This window comes from Nitrospiraceae bacterium, assembly GCA_021373015.1.
Taxonomy (GTDB): Bacteria; Nitrospirota; Thermodesulfovibrionia; order Thermodesulfovibrionales; family UBA1546; genus JAJFTJ01.
The window spans coordinates 49845-73459 of record JAJFTJ010000004.1 but is presented as its reverse complement, the minus strand read 5'-3'; the positions used below and the strand labels follow the sequence as shown (position 1 = coordinate 73459).

General features: G+C 39.8%; 24 protein-coding genes and 3 tRNA genes. 14 read left to right on the top strand and 13 right to left on the bottom strand.

The window, feature by feature from the left end:
• Positions 1 to 1038: a deoxyguanosinetriphosphate triphosphohydrolase gene (locus LLF28_01120; protein ID MCE5194050.1), complete on the top strand. Its 1038-nt coding sequence runs from the start codon at positions 1 to 3 to the stop codon at positions 1036 to 1038.
• 29 nt (positions 1039 to 1067) lie between these two features.
• Here the strand turns inward: LLF28_01120 and hemA are convergent, their stop codons facing one another.
• From hemA to LLF28_01075, 9 genes are all read right to left on the bottom strand, one after another.
• On the bottom strand, positions 1068 to 2324 hold the full coding sequence (hemA, locus tag LLF28_01115) for a glutamyl-tRNA reductase (protein MCE5194049.1): 1257 nt from the start codon (positions 2322 to 2324) through the stop codon (positions 1068 to 1070).
• Positions 2321 to 3139, bottom strand: a complete 819-nt coding sequence (gene ccsB, locus LLF28_01110) for a c-type cytochrome biogenesis protein CcsB (protein ID MCE5194048.1) — start codon at positions 3137 to 3139, stop codon at positions 2321 to 2323. The genes hemA and ccsB overlap by 4 nt, the downstream gene beginning before the upstream one ends.
• On the bottom strand, positions 3139 to 3309 hold the full coding sequence (locus LLF28_01105; protein MCE5194047.1) for a hypothetical protein: 171 nt from the start codon (positions 3307 to 3309) through the stop codon (positions 3139 to 3141). Before LLF28_01105 ends, ccsB begins: the two co-directional genes overlap by 1 nt.
• Entirely contained in the window at positions 3266 to 3829 is a 564-nt protein-coding gene (locus LLF28_01100; GenBank protein ID MCE5194046.1) for a molybdopterin-guanine dinucleotide biosynthesis protein MobB, read from the bottom strand. The genes LLF28_01105 and LLF28_01100 overlap by 44 nt, the downstream gene beginning before the upstream one ends.
• Before the next feature lie 56 nt (positions 3830 to 3885).
• Complete coding sequence (gene topA, locus LLF28_01095; protein ID MCE5194045.1) at positions 3886 to 6162, bottom strand: type I DNA topoisomerase; 2277 nt, start codon at positions 6160 to 6162, stop codon at positions 3886 to 3888.
• 31 nt (positions 6163 to 6193) lie between these two features.
• Positions 6194 to 7279 carry a DNA-processing protein DprA gene (gene dprA, locus LLF28_01090; GenBank protein ID MCE5194044.1) on the bottom strand — a complete coding sequence of 362 codons (1086 nt, stop codon included), beginning with the start codon at positions 7277 to 7279 and terminating at the stop codon, positions 6194 to 6196.
• A 44-nt stretch (positions 7280 to 7323) separates the two neighbouring features.
• On the bottom strand, positions 7324 to 8523 hold the full coding sequence (locus LLF28_01085) for an argininosuccinate synthase (protein ID MCE5194043.1): 1200 nt from the start codon (positions 8521 to 8523) through the stop codon (positions 7324 to 7326).
• A gap of 27 nt (positions 8524 to 8550) precedes the next feature.
• On the bottom strand, positions 8551 to 8802 hold the full coding sequence (locus LLF28_01080) for a hypothetical protein (protein ID MCE5194042.1): 252 nt from the start codon (positions 8800 to 8802) through the stop codon (positions 8551 to 8553).
• 109 nt (positions 8803 to 8911) lie between these two features.
• Positions 8912 to 8987 (bottom strand) — tRNA-Ala (locus LLF28_01075).
• 166 nt (positions 8988 to 9153) lie between these two features.
• Between LLF28_01075 and LLF28_01070 the strand changes: the two genes are divergently transcribed.
• From LLF28_01070 to LLF28_01045, 6 genes are all read left to right on the top strand, one after another.
• Positions 9154 to 9229: transfer RNA gene (locus tag LLF28_01070), tRNA-Lys, on the top strand.
• Between the two features lie 3 nt (positions 9230 to 9232).
• Positions 9233 to 9310, top strand: a tRNA-Glu gene (locus LLF28_01065).
• Between the two features lie 100 nt (positions 9311 to 9410).
• The gene (gene ychF, locus LLF28_01060; GenBank protein MCE5194041.1) at positions 9411 to 10511 is read left to right on the top strand and encodes a redox-regulated ATPase YchF; all 1101 of its coding nucleotides are present in this window, start codon (positions 9411 to 9413) and stop codon (positions 10509 to 10511) included.
• A 92-nt stretch (positions 10512 to 10603) separates the two neighbouring features.
• The gene (locus LLF28_01055) at positions 10604 to 11323 is read left to right on the top strand and encodes a thymidylate synthase (protein ID MCE5194040.1); all 720 of its coding nucleotides are present in this window, start codon (positions 10604 to 10606) and stop codon (positions 11321 to 11323) included.
• A gap of 92 nt (positions 11324 to 11415) precedes the next feature.
• On the top strand, positions 11416 to 11877 hold the full coding sequence (locus tag LLF28_01050) for a DUF488 domain-containing protein (GenBank protein MCE5194039.1): 462 nt from the start codon (positions 11416 to 11418) through the stop codon (positions 11875 to 11877).
• 5 nt (positions 11878 to 11882) lie between these two features.
• The gene (locus LLF28_01045) at positions 11883 to 12662 is read left to right on the top strand and encodes a hypothetical protein (protein ID MCE5194038.1); all 780 of its coding nucleotides are present in this window, start codon (positions 11883 to 11885) and stop codon (positions 12660 to 12662) included.
• A 138-nt stretch (positions 12663 to 12800) separates the two neighbouring features.
• Here LLF28_01045 and LLF28_01040 read toward each other — a convergent pair whose 3' ends face one another.
• From LLF28_01040 to LLF28_01030, 3 genes are all read right to left on the bottom strand, one after another.
• Positions 12801 to 13985: an HD domain-containing protein gene (locus LLF28_01040; protein ID MCE5194037.1), complete on the bottom strand. Its 1185-nt coding sequence runs from the start codon at positions 13983 to 13985 to the stop codon at positions 12801 to 12803.
• Between the two features lie 181 nt (positions 13986 to 14166).
• Positions 14167 to 15138 (bottom strand): porphobilinogen synthase, encoded by a 972-nt coding sequence (gene hemB, locus LLF28_01035; protein MCE5194036.1) that lies wholly within the window; start codon positions 15136 to 15138, stop codon positions 14167 to 14169.
• A 21-nt stretch (positions 15139 to 15159) separates the two neighbouring features.
• On the bottom strand, positions 15160 to 15516 hold the full coding sequence (locus tag LLF28_01030; GenBank protein MCE5194035.1) for an iron-sulfur cluster assembly accessory protein: 357 nt from the start codon (positions 15514 to 15516) through the stop codon (positions 15160 to 15162).
• A gap of 128 nt (positions 15517 to 15644) precedes the next feature.
• On the opposite strand from LLF28_01030, the gene rlmN reads away from it, so the two are divergent.
• The 6 genes from rlmN to LLF28_01000 all read left to right on the top strand — a co-directional run bounded on the left by rlmN (position 15645) and on the right by LLF28_01000 (position 21216).
• Positions 15645 to 16688: a 23S rRNA (adenine(2503)-C(2))-methyltransferase RlmN gene (gene rlmN / locus LLF28_01025; GenBank protein MCE5194034.1), complete on the top strand. Its 1044-nt coding sequence runs from the start codon at positions 15645 to 15647 to the stop codon at positions 16686 to 16688.
• A 292-nt stretch (positions 16689 to 16980) separates the two neighbouring features.
• Positions 16981 to 17901, top strand: coding sequence for a tRNA (adenosine(37)-N6)-dimethylallyltransferase MiaA (gene miaA, locus LLF28_01020; protein MCE5194033.1), 921 nt, complete (start codon positions 16981 to 16983; stop codon positions 17899 to 17901).
• Positions 17902 to 18030: 129 nt separating this feature from the next.
• Complete coding sequence (locus tag LLF28_01015; protein ID MCE5194032.1) at positions 18031 to 18393, top strand: NUDIX hydrolase; 363 nt, start codon at positions 18031 to 18033, stop codon at positions 18391 to 18393.
• Complete coding sequence (locus LLF28_01010; protein ID MCE5194031.1) at positions 18394 to 19047, top strand: SurA N-terminal domain-containing protein; 654 nt, start codon at positions 18394 to 18396, stop codon at positions 19045 to 19047.
• A gap of 121 nt (positions 19048 to 19168) precedes the next feature.
• Entirely contained in the window at positions 19169 to 20932 is a 1764-nt protein-coding gene (locus LLF28_01005) for a formate--tetrahydrofolate ligase (protein MCE5194030.1), read from the top strand.
• Positions 20933 to 21009: 77 nt separating this feature from the next.
• A complete protein-coding gene (locus tag LLF28_01000; GenBank protein ID MCE5194029.1) occupies positions 21010 to 21216 on the top strand; it encodes a hypothetical protein in 207 nt (68 codons plus the stop codon).
• Positions 21217 to 21232: 16 nt separating this feature from the next.
• Here LLF28_01000 and LLF28_00995 read toward each other — a convergent pair whose 3' ends face one another.
• Positions 21233 to 22525: a hypothetical protein gene (locus LLF28_00995; GenBank protein MCE5194028.1), complete on the bottom strand. Its 1293-nt coding sequence runs from the start codon at positions 22523 to 22525 to the stop codon at positions 21233 to 21235.
• Positions 22526 to 22632: 107 nt separating this feature from the next.
• Between LLF28_00995 and LLF28_00990 the strand changes: the two genes are divergently transcribed.
• Positions 22633 to 23568, top strand: a complete 936-nt coding sequence (locus LLF28_00990) for a histone deacetylase (GenBank protein ID MCE5194027.1) — start codon at positions 22633 to 22635, stop codon at positions 23566 to 23568.
• The last annotated feature ends 47 nt before the right edge of the window (positions 23569 to 23615 follow it).

Sequence of the window (23615 nt, the reverse complement as noted above, 5' to 3'; positions counted from 1 at the left end):
ATGACTATCAGAGAACAGACAGAAGACATAGAAAAAAAGATTTTTCATCCAAATGCATGTCTCAGCTCAGAGAGCAGGGGAAGGATGAAGCCTGAAAAAGAGGGCGACATAAGAACCTGCTTTCAGCGGGACAGAGACAGGATTATACATTCAAAATCATTCAGAAGACTCAAACACAAAACTCAGGTGTTTCTTGCTCCAAGAGGTGACCATTACAGAACAAGGCTCACACATGTTCTTGAGGTTGCACAGATTGCCCGCACAATATCAAAGGCGCTCAGACTGAATGAGGATCTGACAGAGGCGATTGCTTTAGGCCACGACCTTGGACATACCCCATTTGGCCATGCAGGAGAGGCGATCCTTCGTGAGATTCATCCCGGAGGGTTTGATCATTTCAAGCAGAGTCTTCGGGTTGTGGATTTTCTTGAGAATAAAGGGAAGGGATTGAATCTCACTCATGAAGTGCGCGACGGCATTGTCAAACATTCAAAAGGAAAAAGCGTTGTCATCCCTGAAGCAAAGTCCGACAGGGCTTTGACACTCGAAGGTCAGATAGTCCGCATATCAGATCTAATAGCATATGTTAATCATGATACTGACGATGCACTCAGGGCAGGTGTTATAAAAAAATCAGATATTCCAAAAAACATAATAAAAGTTCTGGGTGAAAGCCATTCAGAGAGAATCGACAGGATGGTCAGAGATATTGTTTATAAGACAAGGGATGTGGGCATTGAAGAATTAAGAATGTCGGATGATGTGATGGACACGATATGCAAGCTAAGGGATTATCTCTATGAATATGTTTATGAAGGTGATGTTATAAAAAAGGAATTCAAAAAAGCAAAACAGATACTCAAATCCATTTATGAATATTATCTTGATAACACAGAAGAGGCAGCAAAGGACATTCCATCAGATGAAAAACAAAACAAACACAGGATAGTATGTGATTTTGTTGCAGGCATGACAGATGGATTTGCGCTTATGACATACGAACGTATTTTTCTTCCCCAGCAGTGGACTGTGATTTAAAAGACTGATTTTTGTGCGCGGGAAATATTTTAATTTAACTCGTAGAGTTTCTTGATGGTTGCAATAAGAACTTCTCTGTCCTCGCAATCCTCTTTTAATGCAGCAGTAGGAGGGTGGATCAGCTTGTTTAATATAGAAGAGGCAAGACATTCTATCGCTTCCCTTTCTTTTGTTCCAAGTTCAGGTATCTTGTTGAAAATCTTTAGTATCTCGTCATTTTTTATCGCATCAGCTTTTTCCCTTAAGGCAATTATTGTTGGCACTGCATCAAGAGAAGACTGCCATTTAAGAAATTTATCGACTTCCTCATCGATTATCATTTCAGCCTTTTCTGCCTCTTTTTTCCTTCCGAGCATATTTGTGTCAACAACTCCCTGAAGGTCGTCAATATCATACAAGTACACGTTATCTATCTCGTTAATCTCAGGATCGATATTTCTTGGAACTGATATATCGATAAGAAATACCGGCTGCTGTCTTCGCTCTTTCATTACTTTTTGTATTTGAGATTTTGTAATAACATATGAAGATGCTCCTGTTGAGCATATGACAATGTCAGTATTAACAAGTTCTTCAATAAGATTTTCGAATTTAATCGGTCTTCCATTGAATTCCTTTGCAAGCTCGCACCCGCGGTCATAAGTTCTATTTGCGATCAGCACTTCCTTAACTCCGCTCTTAACAAGATGTTTTGCTGCAAGCTCTGCCATCTCGCCAGCGCCAAGGAGCACTACTGTCTTTGTTGAAAGATCAGTGAAGATTTTTTTTGCAAGTTCAACAGCAGAAAAACTTATCGACACAGCATTTTCCGCAATGCGCGTCTCTGTCCTTATCCTCTTTGCAACAGAGATTGCTTTTTTCATCAGTTTGTTGATAAGAACACCCGTTGTTTTTTTCGAGAGAGCAAAATCAAATGCATCTTTCAGCTGCCCGAGTATCTGAGGCTCTCCGACAACCATTGAGTCGAGGCTTGATGCAACCCTGAATATATGTTTTATTGCATTTGAATTTTCATGCGCATATAGGGACTTATCAAGTTTTTCTCTTTCGATGCTTTGATAATCAGAGAGAAAATTCTTTACTGTTTCATGCGCATTAGACGCTGCTTTTGAATTTGTATATATCTCAACCCTGTTGCATGTTGAAAGAATCACAGCTTCATTAATCCCTGTAATGGATTTTATCTTTAAAAGTCCTTCCTCAAGCTTGGGACCGTTAAAGGCGAGCCTTTCCCTTACATCAACATCAGCTGTTTTATGGTTTACGCCAAAGACAGAAATTTTCATAGAAATACATGAAGACCTTTTTTAAGTAATTTGACACCAAAGAACGCTATTATTATAGTGATAAAACCTATTATCGAAAGTATTGAGGCTCGCCTGCCGCGCCATCCTGCAAGAAGTCTTGCATGCAGAATTATTGCGTATATGAGCCATGTTGCGAGAGACCAGACCTGACGAGGATCATCCCATCTCCAATAACTTCCCCATGCCTTTTGCGCCCAAATAGCGCCTGTTATTATTGCAAGGGTGAGCAGGGGAAATCCGATTGTTATCAGCTTGTGATTTATCTCATCGAGAATCTGAAGGCTTGGAAGCCTTTGAAATAATCCTGAAGGATGTTTTGATTTAACATAGTGTTCCTGTACAAGGTACATTATCCCTATTCCGAATGCCATTGCGAATGATGCATTTCCCATAAATGCCAGCACAGTGTGAATACCAAGAAGATAGTGCTGAAGAACAGGACTTAAAGGAATTATCTCTTTTGGAAGCATTGAAGATGCCAGCATGAGAAGAAATCCTATCGGCATGATGAATGAGCCAAGCAGCCCGACCTTATATTTAATCTCAAGTATTATGAAAAAGAATATCGTACACCAGGAAAAAAAGGATGTAGCCTCATGAAAATTCGATATTGGAATATGTCCGGCATCAATATAACGGGAGATGATATTGATTGTGTGAAATGCAAAGCCGATCACGGCAGACATGAACATCAGCCTTGAGGTTATCTTTGTGCTTTTGAATAATTCTAATGCACTGATAATTGTTGCGGCTAAATAAAAGATCAGGGCAATTTCAAATGAAGTGTATTCCATTAAAAGCAGCCAAGCGCACAGTTATTTATTTTTATCTTGAGCCTGTCAGCAGCCTCGCCGATCTCCTTGTATGATACATTGAGATCCTCTGCTATCTTTCTTGCAGCAGGACAGGAGAGTTTCCCGTCAACAGCTCTTTTCTTGATCTCTTCTTCGATTCTGTTTTTCATTTATTAAACCATCCAGATGTTTTAAAAATTCCTCTGCCCCTGATATTGAAGCGAGGTTAATCCTGAAATTCTCTGCTTTTTCAGGTAATTTTACTGAAGGCTTTTCATCGAAGAGGATTATGTCTGCCATATCAAGAACTGCTAACCCGCTTTTTTTAAAGCCTTCTGAATCTTTCTTAAAGATAAATATTACAATATCAGGTTTTAAAAACTCAATCGCGCTGTTTCCTTCTATGATTATCCCTTCCAGATTAGACATCCTTTCTACTGCAACCGGCAAAACATCTGCAAGCTCTTCTGCAGGAGATTGCACCCATAGAACTTCCTCTGCGCCTGCGCTCAGAAGTCTTTCAGTGTCTTTGTCTTTCTGCCTGATTATCGAAGGATCATCAACTATCGAGCTGTAGAGCGCGGTCTTTGTGTACTTGATAGCGCCCCAGTTCCTGGAATTTCCGGCAAGGTGTTTCAGAATTTCGACTGCTAGTGTAGTCTTGCCAGCGTTGCTTTTGTTGCTTCCGATGCCGATAAGAAAAGGAAAATTCGCGTTGATGTCTTTACCTCTTATAATTCTTTGTCCTATTCTTGCTGTTCCTTGGCTGCAGACGAGTCGGTTTCAGTTTTGTATCCGCATTCTTTATTATGGCAGGTAAGTGTCACTGTCCCGTCTTTTGCCCTCTTCTCGTACAGGAATTCAGCCTTGCATAAAGGACATTTTTTAGGAACAGGCTTATACCACGATGCAAATTTGCAGTTTGGATAATTACTGCAGCTCCAGAACATCTTGCCTCTCTTAGAGCGCCTCTCAACAATATCTCCGTTGTCATCAGGACATTTTACTCCTGTTGTTACTGCCTTTGTTGTCTTGCATTCAGGATATTTTGAACATGCAAGAAATTTTCCGAATCTCCCTGCCTTCATAACCATCTGTGCTCCGCATTTAGGACATTTCTCGTCTATTGCAGGAGCAGGTTCACCGCCGTTCTTATCCTCAATAGGTTTTGCGTTCTTGCACTCAGGGAATCCAGAGCATGCCAAAAACCTTCCGTGCCTTCCCCATCTTATTACCATCGGTTTTCCGCATTTTTCACATATTTCTTCTGTTGGTATATCCTGAGGTTTAACCCTTTCTGTTGAATTTGCTGCTTCTGTGAGACTTGCGTCAAATGGTTTATAGAACTCTTTCACGACTTTCACCCATTTTGTTTTCCCTTCTTCTATGTGGTCAAGTTTATCTTCCATGCTTGCAGTAAACCCAATATCCATCAATGCAGAGAATTTATCCACGAGCAGATCATTCACGACAACCCCAAGCTCTGTTGGCATGAATTTCCCTTCTGTTTTCTGTACGTATTTTCTGTCCTGTATGGTAGAGAGAATATTTGCGTATGTGCTTGGTCTTCCTATCCCTTTTTCCTCGAGTGTTTTTACTAGTGTTGCCTCAGAATATCTTGGAGGCGGCTGTGTGAAATGCTGTTTAGGCTGAAGTTCATGCAGTTTAAGTTTTTCGCCTTCTTCCAATGAAGGGAGAATTGCTTCATCACCTTCCTCATTTTCTTCCTTTGCTTCTTCATAAAGAACAAGAAAACCGTTGAATCTGACGACTGTTCCTGATGCGCGAAGTTCGGCGGTAGGCGTCCCATTTCCAGCCTCAATAATAAGTGTTGTCTGTTCAAGCTGTGCAGGAGCCATCTGGCTTGCGATGAATCTGTTCCATATCAGCTTATACAAAGCGAACTGTTCTTTTGAAAGATAATGCTTTATATCTTCTGGCTTATGATCCAGATATGTTGGTCTGATCGACTCGTGTGCATCCTGAGCAGATGCCTTGCTCTTGTAAACAGGCGAGGAATCAGGAAGATAATCCTTGCCAAATTCTTTTTCGATAAATTTTCTTGCAGCGGTCTGCGCTTCAGGAGCGACTCTCAGAGAATCTGTTCTCATATAGGTTATTAAACCTACTGAACCTTCTCCTTTTAGGTCTACGCCTTCATACAACTGCTGTGCAAACATCATTGTTTTTTTTGCAGAGAAATTGAGCGCGCGTGCTGCTGACTGCTGGAGAGTGCTTGTGATAAAAGGAGGGTAAGGCATCCTCTTTCTGTTCTTTTTCTCTATCTTCTTAAGGATGTAAATCTTGTTTTTAAGATCATTGACCAGCGTAGATGCGGATGTTTCATCAGGCAGTAAGAATTTTGCTCCTGGTACCCGGTACTTTGCGTCAATTGTTGAGACTTTTGCCCAGAACTTTGGAGGCTTCCCGCCTTCGAGATTTGCGCTTATTGACCAGTATTCTTCTTTTTTGAATGCCTCGATCTCGCGCTCTCTTTCAACAACAAGACGCACAGCAACTGACTGCACTCTGCCTGCGCTCAATCCCCTTCGTACTTTTCTCCAGAGGAGAGGGCTTAAGCTGTAACCCACAAGTCTGTCAAGTATCCTTCTTGCCTGCTGTGCATCGACCTTGTTCATGTCAATGCGCTGCGGATTTTTTATAGCTTCCTTAACAGCCTTTGCTGTTATCTCATTAAAGGTTACCCTGAATATATTTTTTGCTTTGCCGTTCAACTCGTCAGCAATATGCCATGCAATTGCCTCGCCTTCTCTGTCAGGGTCGGTCGCAAGATATATCTTGTCCGCAGACTTCGCTGCTTTTTTAAGTTCTTTTATTATCTTATCTTTGCCCGGAATGACAACATAAGTAGGTTCGAAATTTTTCTTTACATCAACGCCGAGCTTTTTCTTAGGAAGGTCTTTTACATGTCCGATAGAAGCCTTAACTGAAAAAGTCTTCCCGAGTATCTTGTTAATGGTCTTTGATTTTGCAGGCGACTCAACAATAACCAGTGAACTCATTTATAAAACTCCCTCCTCGAAATACATTTATTCATACAAGAAAAAATTTTTTTCCCTCTGCCTGTTTTACGATTCCCTTTAACTCAAGGCTGAGAAGAATTCCGAGAACCCTTGATGAAGGCATCATGCTTTCTCTCGATAATATATCAACGTGCCTGGGCTCTGCAGTCATTATATCACAAAGCCTTTTCTCTTCATCCGTAAGCTCAGTCTTTGCTTTTTCTTTAGATTTTATAAAACCCTTTAAAGAAGGCGCAAGTTTCTCTATTATATCCTCTGCGCTCAGAACAGTTTTTGCGCCGTTTCGTATGAGCTGGTTTGTGCCTTCTGAATTTTTCGAATTAATATTACCCGGTACTGCAAATACTTCTCGTTTCTGCTCCTTTGCATATTCTGCTGTTATCAGAGAACCGCTGTCAGATACAGCCTCAACAACAAGCACTCCAAGGGAGAGTCCGCTTATCAGCCGGTTTCTCCTTGGAAAATTTTCCTTGTCAGGCGGAGTGCCAGGAGCAAATTCACTCACAACATATCCTGATGAAGATATTTTCTCCATCAGCATCTTGTTCTCAGGAGGATAAGGCACGTCAATGCCTGAACCCATAACCCCTATAGTTCTTCCTCCTGCCTTCAGTGCCGATATATGCGCAAGCGTATCAATGCCTCTTGCCATTCCGCTCACTATGGTAAATCCCATCTGTGATAATTCTGATGATAATTTTTCAGTTATATGCTGGCCGTAGCTGGTGAGTTTTCTCGAACCTACTACTGCCAGAGCGAATTTATCATTTTTCTCAGGAATGCTTTTTACATAAATAAAAATCGGAGAATCGTTTACTGCCTTCAAGTTTTCAGGATAATCCTTATCGTTGATCGTGATTATCTGGATACCGCTGTTTTTAAGCTTTGCTATCTCTGCATCAATTTTTTTCCATGCATCGAATTCTTTTATGTTCTTTGCTTTTTTTGGGCCAACTGATTTTATCTCTGAGAGCTCTTTAATGGATGCATTAAAAACATCTTTCGGGTTTTTGTATACAGCAAGAAGTTTTTTTGCTGTTACAGGCCCGATATCTTTTACATCTCTTAAGGCAATCCAATATTCAAGTCCCGGCATAAATTCAATTAATCAAAGATAAAAGACAAGATGCTGGTCTGTTCTTATTTGTCTTTTCTCAGCAGCTTTCTTACCTTGAGTCTTAATGCATTAAGTTTTATGAATCCCTCTGCATCCTTCTGATTATATATTTCTTCAGCCTCGAATGTTGCAAGCTCTGCATGATAAAGCGACTTTGGAGATTTTCTGCCGACAACCTGACAATTCCCCTTATACAGCTTCAGCCTTACAGTCCCAGTTACATCCTGCTGAGTGTCATCAATCATTGTCTGGAGCATGGTTCTCTCTGGTGCAAACCAGTAACCGCAATAAACGAGCTCTGCATATTTAGGTATAAGAGAGTCTTTGATGTGCATTACTTCTCTGTCAAGAGTAAGAGATTCCATTGCACGGTGCGCAATATGAAGCACTGTACCGCCCGGTGTTTCATAAACACCCCTTGACTTCATTCCAACATACCTGTTTTCAACAATATCAACCCTTCCTATGCTGTTTGCACCTGCAATAGAATTCAGTTTCTCGAGCAGTTTTGCTGGGCTCATTTTTTTCCCGTCTATTGCAGCAGGATCCCCTTTTTCAAATTCTATCTCTATATATACAGGTTTGTCAGGCGCTTTTTCAGGAGAGACCATCATTGTGTACATGTCAGAGGGAGGCTCTGCCCATGGGTCTTCGAGTATTCCTCCCTCATAACTTATATGAAAAATATTTCTGTCAGTGCTGTAAGGTTTTGCTTTTGTCGCAGTAACAGGGATTCCGTGCTTTTCTGAATAGTCTATTAAAGACTGTCTGGAATTAAACGGCCATTCACGCCACGGAGCGATTACTTTTATGTCAGGCTTCAACGCATAATATGTCAGCTCAAACCTCACCTGATCATTACCCTTTCCTGTTGCTCCGTGCGAAACAGCATCAGCGTTTTCTTTTTGAGCGAGCTCAATCTGTTTTTTTGCTATTAACGGTCTTGCTATTGATGTGCCTAGAAGATAAGTTCCTTCATATATCGCGTTTGCGCGAAGCATTGGGAAGATATAATCCTTCACGAATTCTTCCCTCAGGTCTTCGACATATGCTTTTGATGCTCCTGTTTTCAGCGCCTTTTCTTTTACTGTGTCTAGCTCATCTCCGCCCTGACCGAGATCTGCGCAGAATGCGATTATCTCTGCATTATATTTTTCCTTGAGCCATTTAATCGCAACCGATGTGTCTAGTCCGCCTGAATATGCAAGAACTATTTTGTTCATCTATCTGCAATCCTCCATATGATTATTCTATTCAACTTTAAGCTGTTTTCTGAGTTTTCTGTCAACATTAGCTATTTCATCAGCGTCGTCGCCGCTGAGTTCCCATGTGTATCTTCCGTCTTGTAGGCGTTTCACCTTTATCTTCACAGATTTTTTTGGTTTTACCTGTTGTATCTCCTGCTGCTTCTTGAACTGGAAGCTGTCTTTCTCCTGCGAGAACGCATCTGTTGCTGCAAATGAAAATAGCAATGCCAGCAATATAAAAAATCTTATTATCATAAAAGACATTATAGAGATTAGATGAAAAGAGGTCAATAGCCCAAGATTTCAAAAAAATAGTGGAGATAATCCCGCTAGAGTCGGGACGACCCCGTTTGCTGAAAATTTTTGGTGGAGCTGACCGGGATCGAACCGGCGACCCCAACGTTGCGAACGTTGTGCTCTCCCAACTGAGCTACAGCCCCTTTTGTTATGTGCTGACAAAAAAGAACTTTTCAGTGTGAAATTTTAGGTTTTCAGAATTATATAATATTCACCAGCTTTTTTCTTTGACTACAGACGAGGTTGACAAGAAAATATGAATAATCGTATTCTATTAGTCTGTTTTTTTTACTGGGGTAAAAACCCTCAGGGCCGCTAGCTCAGTTGGTAGAGCAACGCCCTTTTAAGGCGTGGGTCGTTGGTTCGAATCCAACGCGGCTCACCATTTGTCCCCATCGTCTAGCCCGGCCTAGGACATCGCCCTTTCAAGGCGGTAACACGGGTTCGAATCCCGTTGGGGACGCCAAATGGATGATGAAAAGGGACTGCGAATAAGCAGTCCCTTTTTTTGTCAAAGAAAAAATCAGACAGAATAAAAACTAAAATTAGCATAACAGGAGAAAGTAATGGCTTTAAGTATAGGTATTGTAGGACTCCCTAATGTAGGGAAGTCTACACTTTTTAATGCGCTCACAAAGGCACAGAATGCATCAGCAGCAAATTATCCATTCTGCACAATAGAACCCAATAAGGCGGTCGTTGCTGTTCCTGACAAACGTTTGTATCAATTATCAGAAATAGTTAATCCTCAAAGGATACAGAATGCAATAGTTGAATTTACGGATATTGCAGGGCTTGTAAGAGGCGCTTCAAAAGGCGAGGGACTTGGCAACCAATTTCTTTCTCATATAAGAGATACCTCTGCGATAGTGCATGTTGTAAGGTGTTTTGAAGACGAAAATATAATACACGTTGACGGAAATATTGATCCATTGCGCGACATAGAAGTCATAAATACAGAACTGGTGCTTGCTGATCTTCAGACACTGGAAAATAGTATAACGCGTCTAGACAAACAGGCAAAGGGAGATAAAAAGATCCAGCCATTGCTTGATATGGCAAAGAAAGTTTTTGATCATCTAAGCACAGGCAAACCAGCGGTTCTCTTTGATGAAAGAGAATCAGATGTATTCGTGGAACTTGCAAAAGAAACAAGGCTGATCACTTCAAAGCCTGTGATATACGCAGCTAATGTTGATGAAAAGGGACTGGCTGAAGACAATAAATATGTTAATGCGGTTCACAAGTTTGCAGAAGAGCATAATGCAGAATCAGTGAAGATCTGCGCAAAGATCGAAGAGGAAATGGCAGAGATGAGCGATGAAGAGCGCAATGAATTCCTCTCATCTCTCGGAGTGTCTGAGAGCGGACTCGATCAGATAATCCATCATGGTTATCATGCACTTGGTTTAATAAGCTATTTCACTGCAGGAGTAAAAGAAGTCCGCGCATGGACGATCCAAAGCGGATGGAAAGCGCCAAAGGCAGCATCAGTTATTCATGATGATTTTGAACACGGGTTTATTCGCGCAGAGGTGATTGGTTTTGATGATTACATTGAGTGCACAGGAGAATCAGGCGCGCGCAATGCAGGCAAGCTTCGCACAGAAGGCAAGGAGTATGTTGTGAACAATGGAGATGTGATGCATTTTCTTTTTAATGTGTAGGTTAAGTCCAGACAAAATCAGTTATGGTTTCAAATAATCTATCCTGCATAGTATAATATTCCACAAATTTCTTTGGGGGGAAAGGCGGGAAAATGAATCTCTTCAGTCTGAATGCAAAGACAATCTCTGATGCGTGGTTCCAGCTGATATACAACATCTTCGATTACGCCTACACCCAGAAGATCCAAAAAGGCTCTTTTGAAAATGAGCAGTACAGGCTTCAATATCCGGGCATCGCAGTTTTCATAGAACATCCTTCAGAGGACATGATCCCTGTGATTCCGCCGGGCCTTAACATCCCTTCACCAACAACACAGGAATACATTGAAGATTATTTTGCTGCGTATCTTATGGACCCTGAGCTTTCTGAGAATGAGACTTACAGATATTCAAGCAGGATACATCATCCAATGCCAAAAGGCGGGACGCAGATGGACAGGGTAATACAATTATTAAAAGAAACTCCTCTAACCAATCAGGCAATTGTCGAGATTGGATCTCCTGAAGACCATGATATCTGCTACGGCAATGACGGCAAACTAGACCCTCCGTGCTTGAGGCTTCTTGATTTCAAAGTTATCCCCCGCAAAGATGAGATGGTTTTGACTGTGAGCTGTTATTTCCGTTCATGGGATTTGTGGGCGGGTTTTCCGACTAATCTCGGCGGAATAGAACTTCTTAAAAACTATATTGCAGGAGAGACAAATCTAAAAAATGGGCCGATGTATGCTTACAGCGCAGGCGGGCATATATATGGTTATCAGGAAGAGATTGCAAGAATAAGGACTTTAAAGACTATCAATAAAGAATAGCTTTGATTGTTAGTCTGCAGCGTTTCAAAATAACCTACCTATATCATAATTATTTTAAAAACATAAAAAAATTGGTATAATTTAAAAAATTAGTGGGGAGGGATATCATAGAGCCTGTTTCTTTGTTAACTGTGGGATATGAAGGAAGAAATATATCAGAATTTATTGATAATCTTCTGAATAAAAAAGTACGTACTCTTATTGATGTAAGAGAAATACCTGCAAGCAGAAAATTTGGATTTTCAAAAAATCAACTCTTGGGTCACCTTGAAGAAGTCGGCATAAAATATATTCACATTAAAGACTTAGGCAGTCCGAAAACATTAAGAGAGAAACTTCGTGAAAATAATGACTTTGACTCTTTTTTTAAGAAATATTCTGCTTATATACAGACAAGATTGGATATTGTTAAAAAAATATATGAAGATATAATAATGCATGAGAAAAGCTGTATTATGTGTTTTGAAAGAAATCCATCTCAATGTCACAGAAAAATAGTTGCAGAGAAAGTAAAAGAAATAGATGGTAATGGTCTTGTAATAACACATATATAGGCAAAATGGTATTAGAGACAAAACAAATCCTTGTTACTGTTAAAACGTATCCGAATCCAAGCAAAAAACATGTAGAAACAGTTTGTATCGCAGGCATAGACCTAAAATCAAATCAGTGGATACGCTTGTATCCGATACCTTTCAGAGATTTAGAAGATGAAAAGAAGTTCAAAAAATACAACATAATAGAATTGAAAGCTGAAAAAGCCTCTTCTGATAAAAGACCGGAAAGCTATAAGGTTGATAGTGACAGCATTAGAATTTTAGACTACTATAGCACTAAAAAAGATAAGAATTGGGCTCTTAGAAAAAAAATAATCCTGCCAACTCTGTCGTCTTCGTTATGTAGCATATTGGAAGAAAATAAAATTAATGACAAATCATTAGGCATGTTCAAACCGCAAAATATTCGTTTTGCTTATAAAAAAATAAAACTAGTGAACTGCGAAGAACACGACAAATATTATGCCCAACTTGATTTCAATAAAAAACCCAAAAAGGCAATAGAAAAAATTCCTTTTGATTTCAGATACAGTTTTTCTTGTGAAGGGCACTCAGATTGCAAGGGTCATAACCTGACTATAATTGATTGGGAAATATTTGAATCATTCAGAAAATGGAGATTGAAATATAAAGATGAAAACACTTTGCTCGAAAAGATTTCTGAAAAATGGCTCAATAAAATGTGTTCAGGAAATAATGACACTTATTTTTATGTAGGAAATATGCATAGATTCAGAGATAATTTTATGGTGCTTGGTGTTTTTTATCCACCTAAAATATAAAGGTACCTTTTCAAGTTGTATTCTGATCTTCTGTATTTTTGATTTCTGAACTGCCTGTTATTTACCCATCCAATCTATATAATTAAAGACAAACCAACAGCATTGGAGATAAATATAACTTTCGACTTCCTAATTTATTCATTTTCTAACAAAATACCCATAGCTCTGTGGAACAAATAGCTCTTTGTGCTGGTTATTAAAGAAATCATCTGTCATCCCAGCTATAAAATCAATGATTTTTCTTTCATTGCTTGTTATTTTAAGATAATTTTCGTTCATTTCATTTAAGAAATGCTCTTGAATAGCACTCTGAGAATTATTACTTAAACTTTCTTTGTATGTATAGAATAAACGCTTAAACACTCTTTGTATTTTTTTAGCTTCTGTTTTTATAAGTGGGTTAGAGTAAATATGATCACTGTTGAATTTTTTCAAATTTTCTAAGGCTCTAAACACATTTTGACTGAATATAAGATATTCTTTGTTATAACTGTTCTTCACTAAATCTAATACTAGCTTGTTGATAATCTCATCATTGGTGTTCCCTAAAATTCCTGTTATTTTAGATGGGATGTCCCCCCTTTTGATTAATTTAACAGATATAGCATCTTCAATGTCTCTACCAATATAGGCAATTATGTCTGAAATTCGTACAACACATCCTTCAAGAGTCATTGGTACAATTCTTTTAGAATAGTCTTCTAACTTAAAACAATTTCTATATTCTTCTTCAAACTTATCCCAAGATTTATCATATTCTGGTTTATACTCCCTGTCTAATATTTCTCCATTGTGTGAGAGAATGCCATCTAGTACCTGCAAAGATAAATTTAATCCATCCCCACCTCTTTCTATCTCCATTAAGAATCTGACACTTTGTGCATTATGGCAAAAATACCCGATGTTATTTTTTTGACAAAGTTCGTTTAGCATTTTCTCTCCATCATGGCCATAAGGAACATGTCCTAAATCATGACCGAGGGCGATTGCTTCAATTAAATCTTCGTTTAATTTTAAACATCTTCCAATAACTCTTGCTATTTTTGATACAAACTGTACATGTAAAACTCTGTGTGTAATATGGTCATTTTCAAAAAGTGAAAATACTTGGGTTTTATCGATATATCTTGAATATGCTTTGGAATGAATAATCTTATCCGTATCGTGGAAAAAACGTGGCCTAATATTTCCTCTGTCAGGTATTTTTTCTCTTTTAGGATGTTTTCTGATCCCTCTGTTATTTTTACATGCGCATTGCGAAAGAAATTTTTCCCTTTTCGAATTATTTAATACTATTTCTGTGAATATTTCTTTCTCATGCATAATTTTTATTCCTTTTGTAATTTTTTGAATGAAGATAAAGAAATAAATTTTGAATTTTGCTTTAATTGACAAATAAATTTTGTACTTGTTCTCCCAATTCCTAAATCTTACGCATATCAATGACAAAATTCAACAGGATTCAAAGGGGAAAGTGCAAAGTATAAAGGGAAAGCGTTTGGGGTTATTTATTTAAAATCTTTGCTGCGTCTTTTGCAAAATAGGTGAGGATCATGTCAGCTCCCGCGCGCTTTATTGAAATAAGCATTTCCATCATAACGCGCGTCTCATCTATCCAGCCGAGTTTTCCCGCTGCCTTGACCAGTGAATATTCTCCGCTCACATTATAGGCGGCAACAGGCAAGTTAAACGTATTTCTAACATCAGAGATTACGTCGAGATATGAAAGAGCGGGTTTGACCATTACTATGTCAGCGCCTTCTTCTATGTCAAGCGCAACTTCTTTTAATGCCTCTCTTCTGTTAGCAGGATCCATTTGGTATGAGCGTCTGTCTCCGAACTGCGGTGTTGATTCTGCCGCTTCTCTGAAAGGGCCGTAAAATGCAGATGCATATTTTGCTGCATAGCTCATTATAGGAGTTTCTGAAAAACCATTCTCGTCAAGTGCATGCCTTATTGCCTTAACCCTTCCGTCCATCATATCAGAAGGCGCAACAATGTCAGCGCCTGCTTTTGCATGCGATAAAGCTTGTTTTGCAAGAAGCTCTAAAGTAGCGTCGTTTTTTACACTGCCTTTTTCTATAACGCCGCAGTGCCCGTGGCTTGTGTATTCGCACATGCATACATCTGTTATCACATAAAGCTCGGGGAGTTTGTCTTTTATGATTTTTATTGCATTTTGCACAACTCCGTGAGGATCATGACCTGATGAGCCTGTCTCGTCTTTTTTCTCTGGTATGCCGAATAAAATTATTGACGGGATGTTCAAGGAATGAATCTCTTTTGCGTGCTCAGCTATTTTATCCACTGATTCTTGAAAACAGCCGGGCATCGAGGATATTTCTTTGCGTGTGTTTTTGCCTGCTGTTACAAAGAGCGGATAGATGAAATTATCAGGAGAAAGCGAGGTCTCCCTGACCATTCTCCTGATAGTCTCGTTTTTTCTTAATCTTCGCGGTCTATGAATTGGGAACATTTTCCAATATCCCAAACAGGATTAGCTGCATCCGCATCCGCCGCCGCTTCCGCATGAAGAGCCTTCAGTGCTGCATCCGCTGCCGCATGCAGACTGTTTTCCACCTGTTACTGCAAATCCTTCCTGTTCGTTATTTTTAATGTAGTCAACATTCATTCCGTCCATCTGTTGGAATGTTTTTCTGTCTATGAAGATATTGAGACCGTTTTTTTCTATTATCTCATCACCTTCAGCGGATTTCTCCTCAAGATTCATGCCGAAAGACGGGCCGCAGCATCCGCCTTCAACCATGTGTATGCGAAGACCCCATGCGGGTTTCCCCTCTACATTAAGTATTTCTTTGACTTTTGCTGCTGCTGCATCTGATATTGTTACCACGAAACCTCCTTGCTGCATTTATCAAAAATCATCAAGACTTCTGACAAGCATTTGTTTATTTCTATTAAGAATAAGGCAAAATCTGCTCAAAAAGCAATACTAGGACAAACATGGGTTATAATCTAAACATGGCAAAGATAAATCTCAAATCATTAAATGAAGAAGAGATAAAAGAATTTATAAAATCTCAGGGACTGCCTGATTACAGGGGTGGACAGATACTTCACTGGATTTACGAGAAAAAAGCTGAGTCCATGGACCAGATAACAGAGTTCTCGAAGGAACTTAGAAAAAAACTTTCAAGCATCGCATATATCAGTAATTTAAATCTTCTAGAAAAACAAACCTCAAAAGACAACACTGAAAAATTTCTCTTCAAGCTTGAAGATGATGAATCCATAGAGAGCATTCTTATCCCTGATGAAGAACGTTTAACTCTCTGCATCTCGTCTCAGGCCGGCTGTGCAATGGGATGCAGGTTCTGTCTCACAGGCAAAATAGGGTTTAAGCGGAATCTCATGGCTCATGAGATAGTCGATCAGGTTATATATGTAAGCAGAGTTATCGCGAAGAGAAAGAAAAACAACATCCTGACGAATATTGTTTTTATGGGAATGGGCGAACCTCTTGCAAATCTGGCTGAGGTTGTAGAGGCCTTACACAGGTTGATCCGATTTATGGGAATATCAAGAAAGAGAATAACGCTTTCAACTTCAGGCATTGCAGCAAAGATCGCTGAATTTTACGAGCATGCGCCTAAAGTGAATCTTGCTGTTTCCCTGAATGCTGCTGATGATGAGACCAGAAACAAGCTTATGCCAATAAATAGGATTTATCCGATCAAGATGCTGCTTGATGAATGCAGAAAGCTGGATATGCCTGCGAGGGACAAGATAACTTTTGAATATGTGATGGTTGACGGGATCAATGATAAGCCAGAGGATGCGAAAAAACTTGTTAGACTTCTTAAGGGCATTCCTTCAAAGGTGAATATAATCCCGTTTAATAAATATCACGGCACAGAATTTAAAAAACCTTCTGATGAAAAAATCTTTGCATTCCAGAAGATACTAATGGACGGGAATATCAATGCATTTATAAGAAAAAGCAAGGGGCAGGATATTCTTGCTGCATGCGGACAATTAAAGGCAGGATATAAGACAAATAAATAGTAATACAGACATTGTTCAAAATTTCTTTAACTTGACGATCTTGGTTATATTGTTTTCAGCTCTATGGACTTTTTATAATGTGTCGTATAAAAATTTTTTATCTGACTGTTCTATATCTTAAAAATGTCTAATTTCTATTTGTTATGGTACTTAAATTAAAAAAAGATTTGGGAGTGTTGTTTGAGCAGATTCATCCCGAAGACTTTCGGGGTGCCTCGCAGGTAGCAAAGCGACTGAGAATGAGCGAGAACAATACTCCCAAATCTTTAAAAAGCAAATACGAAAATTTATTATGAATAAAGTAATCATATTGGCCGGGCCTACCGGCGTCGGGAAAACAGAGGCGTCGATACTCCTTGCGCAGAAGCTTGGCACAAATATAATCAGCGCTGATTCAATGCAGATTTATAAAGGCATGGACATTGGCACTGCAAAGCCGTCTGCTGAACAGAGAAAGATCGTGAAACACCACATGATTGATATTATCCAGCCTTCAGAACCTTACAGTGTCGGAAGATACATAGAAGATGTTGTTCCAATAATAGAGTCGCTGCATGAAAATGAAAAAATACCCTTGATGGTCGGCGGCACAGGGCTTTATATAAAGGCAATGACAAGGGGGATATTCAGCGGTCCGTCTGCTGACTGGAAATTAAGAGAAGAACTCCTTGCGCTCGAGCAGGAACAGGAAGGCGCATTATTCAAATACCTCACACAGCTTGATCCAAATGCTGCATCGAAAATAATGCCTGCTGACACAAGGCGCGTTATCAGGGCGATTGAAGTGTGTCTTAAAACAAAACAGGGGATATCAGAGCTTCAGCAGAAATTAACAGAACCCTTGCCGTATGAATTCATAAAAATTGGATTAACAAGAGAAAGAAAAGAGCTTTATGAAATTATTGAAGAGCGCGTTGATAAGATGATAGCAGATGGATTAATCGAAGAAGTAAAAAACATCTTAAACATGAAACCTGACAGAACTCCCATGCAGGCAATAGGATATAAAGAGACTGCAATGTATTTGAATAATGAGATATCTCTTGATGAGACAGTCAATATTATAAAAAAAGGCACTAAGCGTTACGCAAAAAGGCAGTTCACGTGGTTTAAAAAAGAAGAGGGAATAACATGGATTGATATAACGGGAATTTATAATGCCGAAGATATATTTAACCATCTAAAAAAGCAGTCAAATCATCTTTTAACCTGATAATTCTCAGGCTTGCATTATTAGCTGTAAATCTTTTATGGTAGATGCAATTTATGAAACATTGTCTTAACAGACTGAGAAAGGAAGACATCCCTGAAAAAATATAGAAATCCATTCCCGACAGCAGACATCATCATAGAATATAAGGGCGGGATTGTTCTTATCAAAAGGAAGAATCCTCCAATAGGCTGGGCAATTCCAGGAGGTTTTGTTGATTACGGCGAGAGCCTCGAAAAAGCAGCAGCAAGGGAAGCAAAAGAAGAAACAGGTTTAAGGGTAAGGCTGTTAAGACAGTTTCATACATATTCAGCTCCTGACAGAGACCCGAGGCATCATACAATAACTACTGTGTTTATTGCCAAAGGAGAGGGCAGACTGAAGGCTGATGATGATGCTGAAGATGCAGGGATATTCAAAAAAGGGAAGCTTCCCTTACCATTGGTTTTTGACCATAAAAAAATATTAAATGATTATTTTAACAGGAGGTATTAAATGCTTCAGTTTATGCGCAAACATGCAAAGTTCTTTTATGTGTTTTTCTTTTTGATCATTATTTCTTTTATTTTTTTCTATGTAGGGCCGATAGATAAATCCACATCAATTCCGCTGGCCATGATAGGGAAAGACAGGATAACCATGGAAGAATATTCAAAGACATATGAAAGAGTAAGAGAGAATCACAGGGATCAGCTGAAGGAAAAATTCAATGACGAGATGGAGAAAAAACTGGGGCTCAAAGAAAGAGTCCTTGATATGATGATAGATGAAAAAATTCTGCTTATTGCAGCCAAAGATCTTGGGATAAAAGTAAGCGATGAGGAACTTGGACAGATAATCAGGAGTGAGCCTGCATTTCAGAGAGACGGTGTTTTTAATAAAGATATTTATTTCAGAGTGCTGAAGAGCAACAGGATGAGCACAGAAATATATGAAAGCTCGAGAAAGGCAGAATTTATTGTTGTGAAGATGAAGAGCCTGATAGCAGAGTCTGTAGACCTGACTGACAGCGAGCTTAAACAGATAAAAGGCGGAGTTCAGGAGATAATCACGGCAAGACAGCTAAAGAGAGAAAAGGCGATCAAATCATATATAGAAGGGCTGAAAAATATGATAGGGGTTAAGGTTAATACAGAGCTTTTGTCTTAATTAAATCACATAATCAAAACTTATCAGCTCATTGCCATTTCTGAATTGACTTGTCTGTTTCAGTGTGCTAATTTTCAAACCAAATCCTGATGCAGAAAAAAGGTTACAGGAGGGTTTAAAAATGCCGTATGATGCAACGAAGCTGGCCGATTGGCAGATTTCCGAAGAAGCTGAAAGGAATATGCCTACCCCCGAAGAGTGGCGCGAGAAACTTGGGTTGCAAAAAGATGAGATGCTTCCCATGGGGCGCCTCTCAAAAATTGACTTCCTTAAGATAATAAATCGTCTCAAGAACAAACCTGACGGGAAATATATAGAGGTTACGGCTATTACGCCTACGCCTCTGGGTGAAGGGAAAAGCACTACCTCGTGTGGTTTGATGGAAGGTCTTGGCAAGCGCGGAGTAAATGTTGGAGGAGCTCTGCGCCAGCCGTCCGGCGGACCCACAATGAATGTTAAAGGCACTGCTGCAGGCGGTGGCAACTCTTTGTTGATTCCAATGACAGAGTTTTCTCTGGGACTTACCGGCGACATCAATGACATAATGAACGCCCACAATCTTGCAATGGTTGCTATGACAGCGCGCATGCAGCACGAGCGCAACTACAATGACGAACAGCTCGAGCGTCTCACAAGAATGAAGCGCCTCGACATCGACCCCACACGCGTTGAGATGGGATGGGTCATGGATTTCTGCGCCCAGAGTCTCAGAAATATAATCATCGGCATAGGCGGCAAACAGGACGGATTTATGATGCAGTCGAAATTCGGCATTGCAGTAGGCTCAGAATGCATGGCAATCCTTTCAGTAGCAAATGACCTTGCAGACCTAAAAAAGCGGCTGAACAATATCACAGTTGCATTCGATAAAAGCGGCAACCCAGTCACAACAGGAGATTTGGAAGTCGGCAATGCAATGACTGCTTTCATGCGAAACACAATTAATCCGACCCTCATGTGCACTGCAGAATACAATCCATGTTTTGTTCATGCTGGACCTTTTGCAAATATTGCAGTAGGCCAGTCATCAATTATTGCAGATCGTGTTGGACTGAAATTATTCGACTATCATGTGACAGAATCCGGTTTTGCAGCTGACATAGGTTTCGAAAAATTCTGGAATGTCAAATGCCGCTTCAGCGGATTGAAACCACATGTGTCAGTGCTCACCACCACTGTCCGCGCTTTGAAGATGCACGGAGGAGGTCCAAAGGTAGTAGCTGGTAAATCCCTGCCTGAAGAATACACAAAGGAAAATATTAAGCTTGTAGAAAAAGGCTGCGCTAACATGGTTCACATGATAAACGTTATCCGAAAATCAGGAATAAATCCTGTTGTGTGCATCAACCGTTTTTACACTGACACGAATGCTGAAGTGGCTGTTGTCAAAAAAGCCGCTGAAGCAGCAGGCGCGCGCTGCGCTGAATCACAGCATTGGCTCAAAGGAGGCGAGGGAGCTCTCGAACTTGCAGACGCAGTCATTGATGCGTGCAATCAAAAGAATGACTTTAAATATTTGTATCCGATAGAGATGAAACTGCGCGACCGCGTTGCGCTCATCGCCAAAGAAGTATATGGCGCTGACAGTGTCTCATGGCTGCCTGAAGCTGAAACCAAGGCAAAGATGCTGGAAGATGATTCCAAATACGCAGACTTCGCAACAATGATGGTCAAGACACATTTAAGTTTAACCCATGACCCGGCGCTCAAGGGAGTTCCTAAAGGATGGACTTTGCCAATCAGAGACGTGTTGATTTATTCGGGAGCTAAATTCTTATGCCCCTGCGCAGGTACGATCAGCCTCATGCCCGGAACAAGCTCTAATCCAGCTTACAGAAGGGTGGATGTTGATGTGAATACAGGAAAGGTAAGCGGACTTTTCTGATACGGATAAGCTACAATTAAAATATCAATCTGAGCCTCCTGAAAAATGCAGGAGGCTTTTAAATTTCAGGAGGCAATATGCGAATAAGCATCGAACTTGCAGCTGGTTTAATATTAGCAATAGCCACGGGATACTATTGGTATGCCATAGGGAATTCGATGCCGATTAATGATGTTCCGCTTGGTTTCAGATATTCTTACAGGCTTTTCCCATATGCTGATATTGTATTTGCGGCATCAGGCATGCTTTTGTTTTATCGCGGTCTGCAGAAGCTAAAAAAATAATCTACTTTCAATTTTTTTAATGTTTGAATGCCCTTTGTCCTGTAAACACCATTGTTACTTTTGGATCTACCTCATTGCATGCCTCGATAATCTCAAAGTCTCGTTCTGAACCTCCGGGCTGGACAATTGCAGTAACTCCCTGCTTAATTCCTACGTCAACACCGTCCCTGAATGGGAAGAATGCATCGGATACCATTATCGATCCGATAAGTCCGCCTTTATCTTTTTTTGTCTGTGCGTCTATCTCATCGAGCAGTTTTCTGTCTCGCTTGCCTTGTTCTGCTTCGAGTTCGAATGTTTTGTAAGGGATACCGTGTTTTTTGAAACATAATGCATCCGCATATTTTGTATATGCCTTAAATACCGCTATCTCAGCGACTCCGACCCTGTCCTGTTCTCCGGTGCCGATGCCTGCTGTTACGCCGTCTTTAACATAAATTACGGAATTTGATGTTATGCCCTGCTCAACATTCCATCCGAAGAGCATATCCTCATATTCTTTTTCTGTTGGCTGTCTTTCAATGGAATATTCTTTGACTTTATACGCAGTTTTTGCAGGAAGGAAATCATTTTTTGTCCATATCCTGTTCATTGCCGACTGCTGCACTATTATTCCTCCGTCAATCAAAGACTTAAAATCAACAAAGCGGAAGCTTCTGTATTTTTCCAACTCGTTTATTTTATTTACTCTGATTATCCTGAGTTTTTTTCTTTTTGCCAGTATCTCGATCGTGCCGTCTTCAAAATCAGGGGCAGCAACAACTTCGAGATAATTATTATTAACAGCCTCTGCAGTTTTTTTATCCATTGCTCTGTTGACCACAAGACAACCTCCGAAAGCAGCGATCCTGTCTGCCATGTTTGCCTTTTCATAAGCATCAGTCACATCTTTCCCGTATGCTGCGCCGCACGGGTTATTATGTTTTAAGATTACGGCTGCTGGTTTGTGTGTTAAAAATTTAAGTATGTTTAGTGCATTGTCGAGGTCTGTAAAATTTGTCTTGCCCGGATGTTTACCTGCCTGTATCATGTCTTCTTCGGTTATGCTGCTTACAAGTCCATTGCCGGGCTGGATGTACTCGCATCCTCCAAGTATAAGATTCCCGTTTATGAGTTCGTAAAGAGCTGCTTCCTGATCTGGATTTTCACCGTATCGAAGACCTTTTTCTATAAGTTCTCCTGTTTTTTCATCAGGTATTTTCCATGAACGTTTTTTGTAGATCATTGTCTGCTTGCCGAATTTTATAACCATCTCTTCAGGAAAATTGTCATCCATAATAGTGCGGTACATCTTCTTTAGATCAGACATGTATCCTCCTTATCCAATGAAAGGTTAGTTCTGCTGTTCAGGCTTATATAATATCAAAATAGACATGTATGAGAAAAGTGCTTTTAAATTCTGTTAATATGTAATGTATGAAAAAAGTTGGATTCGTATACGATGAGATTTTTCTCAAACATGAAACTCCTGAATGGCATCCGGACACAAAGGAAAGACTTGTTGCGATAATCGAATATCTTAAAAACACTGATATCTGGGATAAACTTGTTCATATTAAACCTATTAAGGCAAAGCTCAAAGACATGGAGGCTGTGCATACCCGCGAGTACATTGAAAAAATAAAAAATATGAAACCCGGATATGTTGATTCTGATACGTATGTATCAAAGCATACTTTTGAGGCTGCGCTTTATGCAGCAGGAGCTGTTATAGAGGCGATTAACAGATGCAAGAATAAAGAAATTGAAAGGGCATTCTGCGCAGTAAGACCGCCGGGACATCATGCAGAGGCAGACAAAGCAATGGGATTTTGTATTTTTAATAATATTGCAGTTGGCGCGAGATATGCCCAAAAAGTAGGTTACAAAAAAATTTTTATAATTGATTTTGATGTTCATCACGGCAATGGCACGCAAAATATGTTTGAAGAGGATGATACTGTTTTTTATTTCAGCACTCACCAGGCGAATCATTATCCTGGGACAGGAAGCGAATCTGAAAAAGGAAAACTCAAAGGAGAGGGATTTACTTATAACATTCCGCTTCTTGGCGGTTCGGGGATTAAAGATTATATGCATATATATAACGACCTGCTTCCGTATCTTGTAAAAAGATTTCATCCGGATCTAATCCTTGTATCCGCAGGATATGATATACATACAAGAGACACTCTTTCCACGATTAATGTATCGAGTGAAGGCATAAGGCTGATTGTCAGGGATATAATATCTTCAGCATCTCATGGAATATTTCACAAACCCTTGCCTGTAATTTTTGCTCTTGAAGGCGGCTATGACCTGCCTTCATTAGCTGATTCAGTACTGCTTACGCTAAAAGAGATGTTTAACTAAAATCAATTCCATTAAAAGTAAAACCTTGACAGACAAAAAGAATGTGT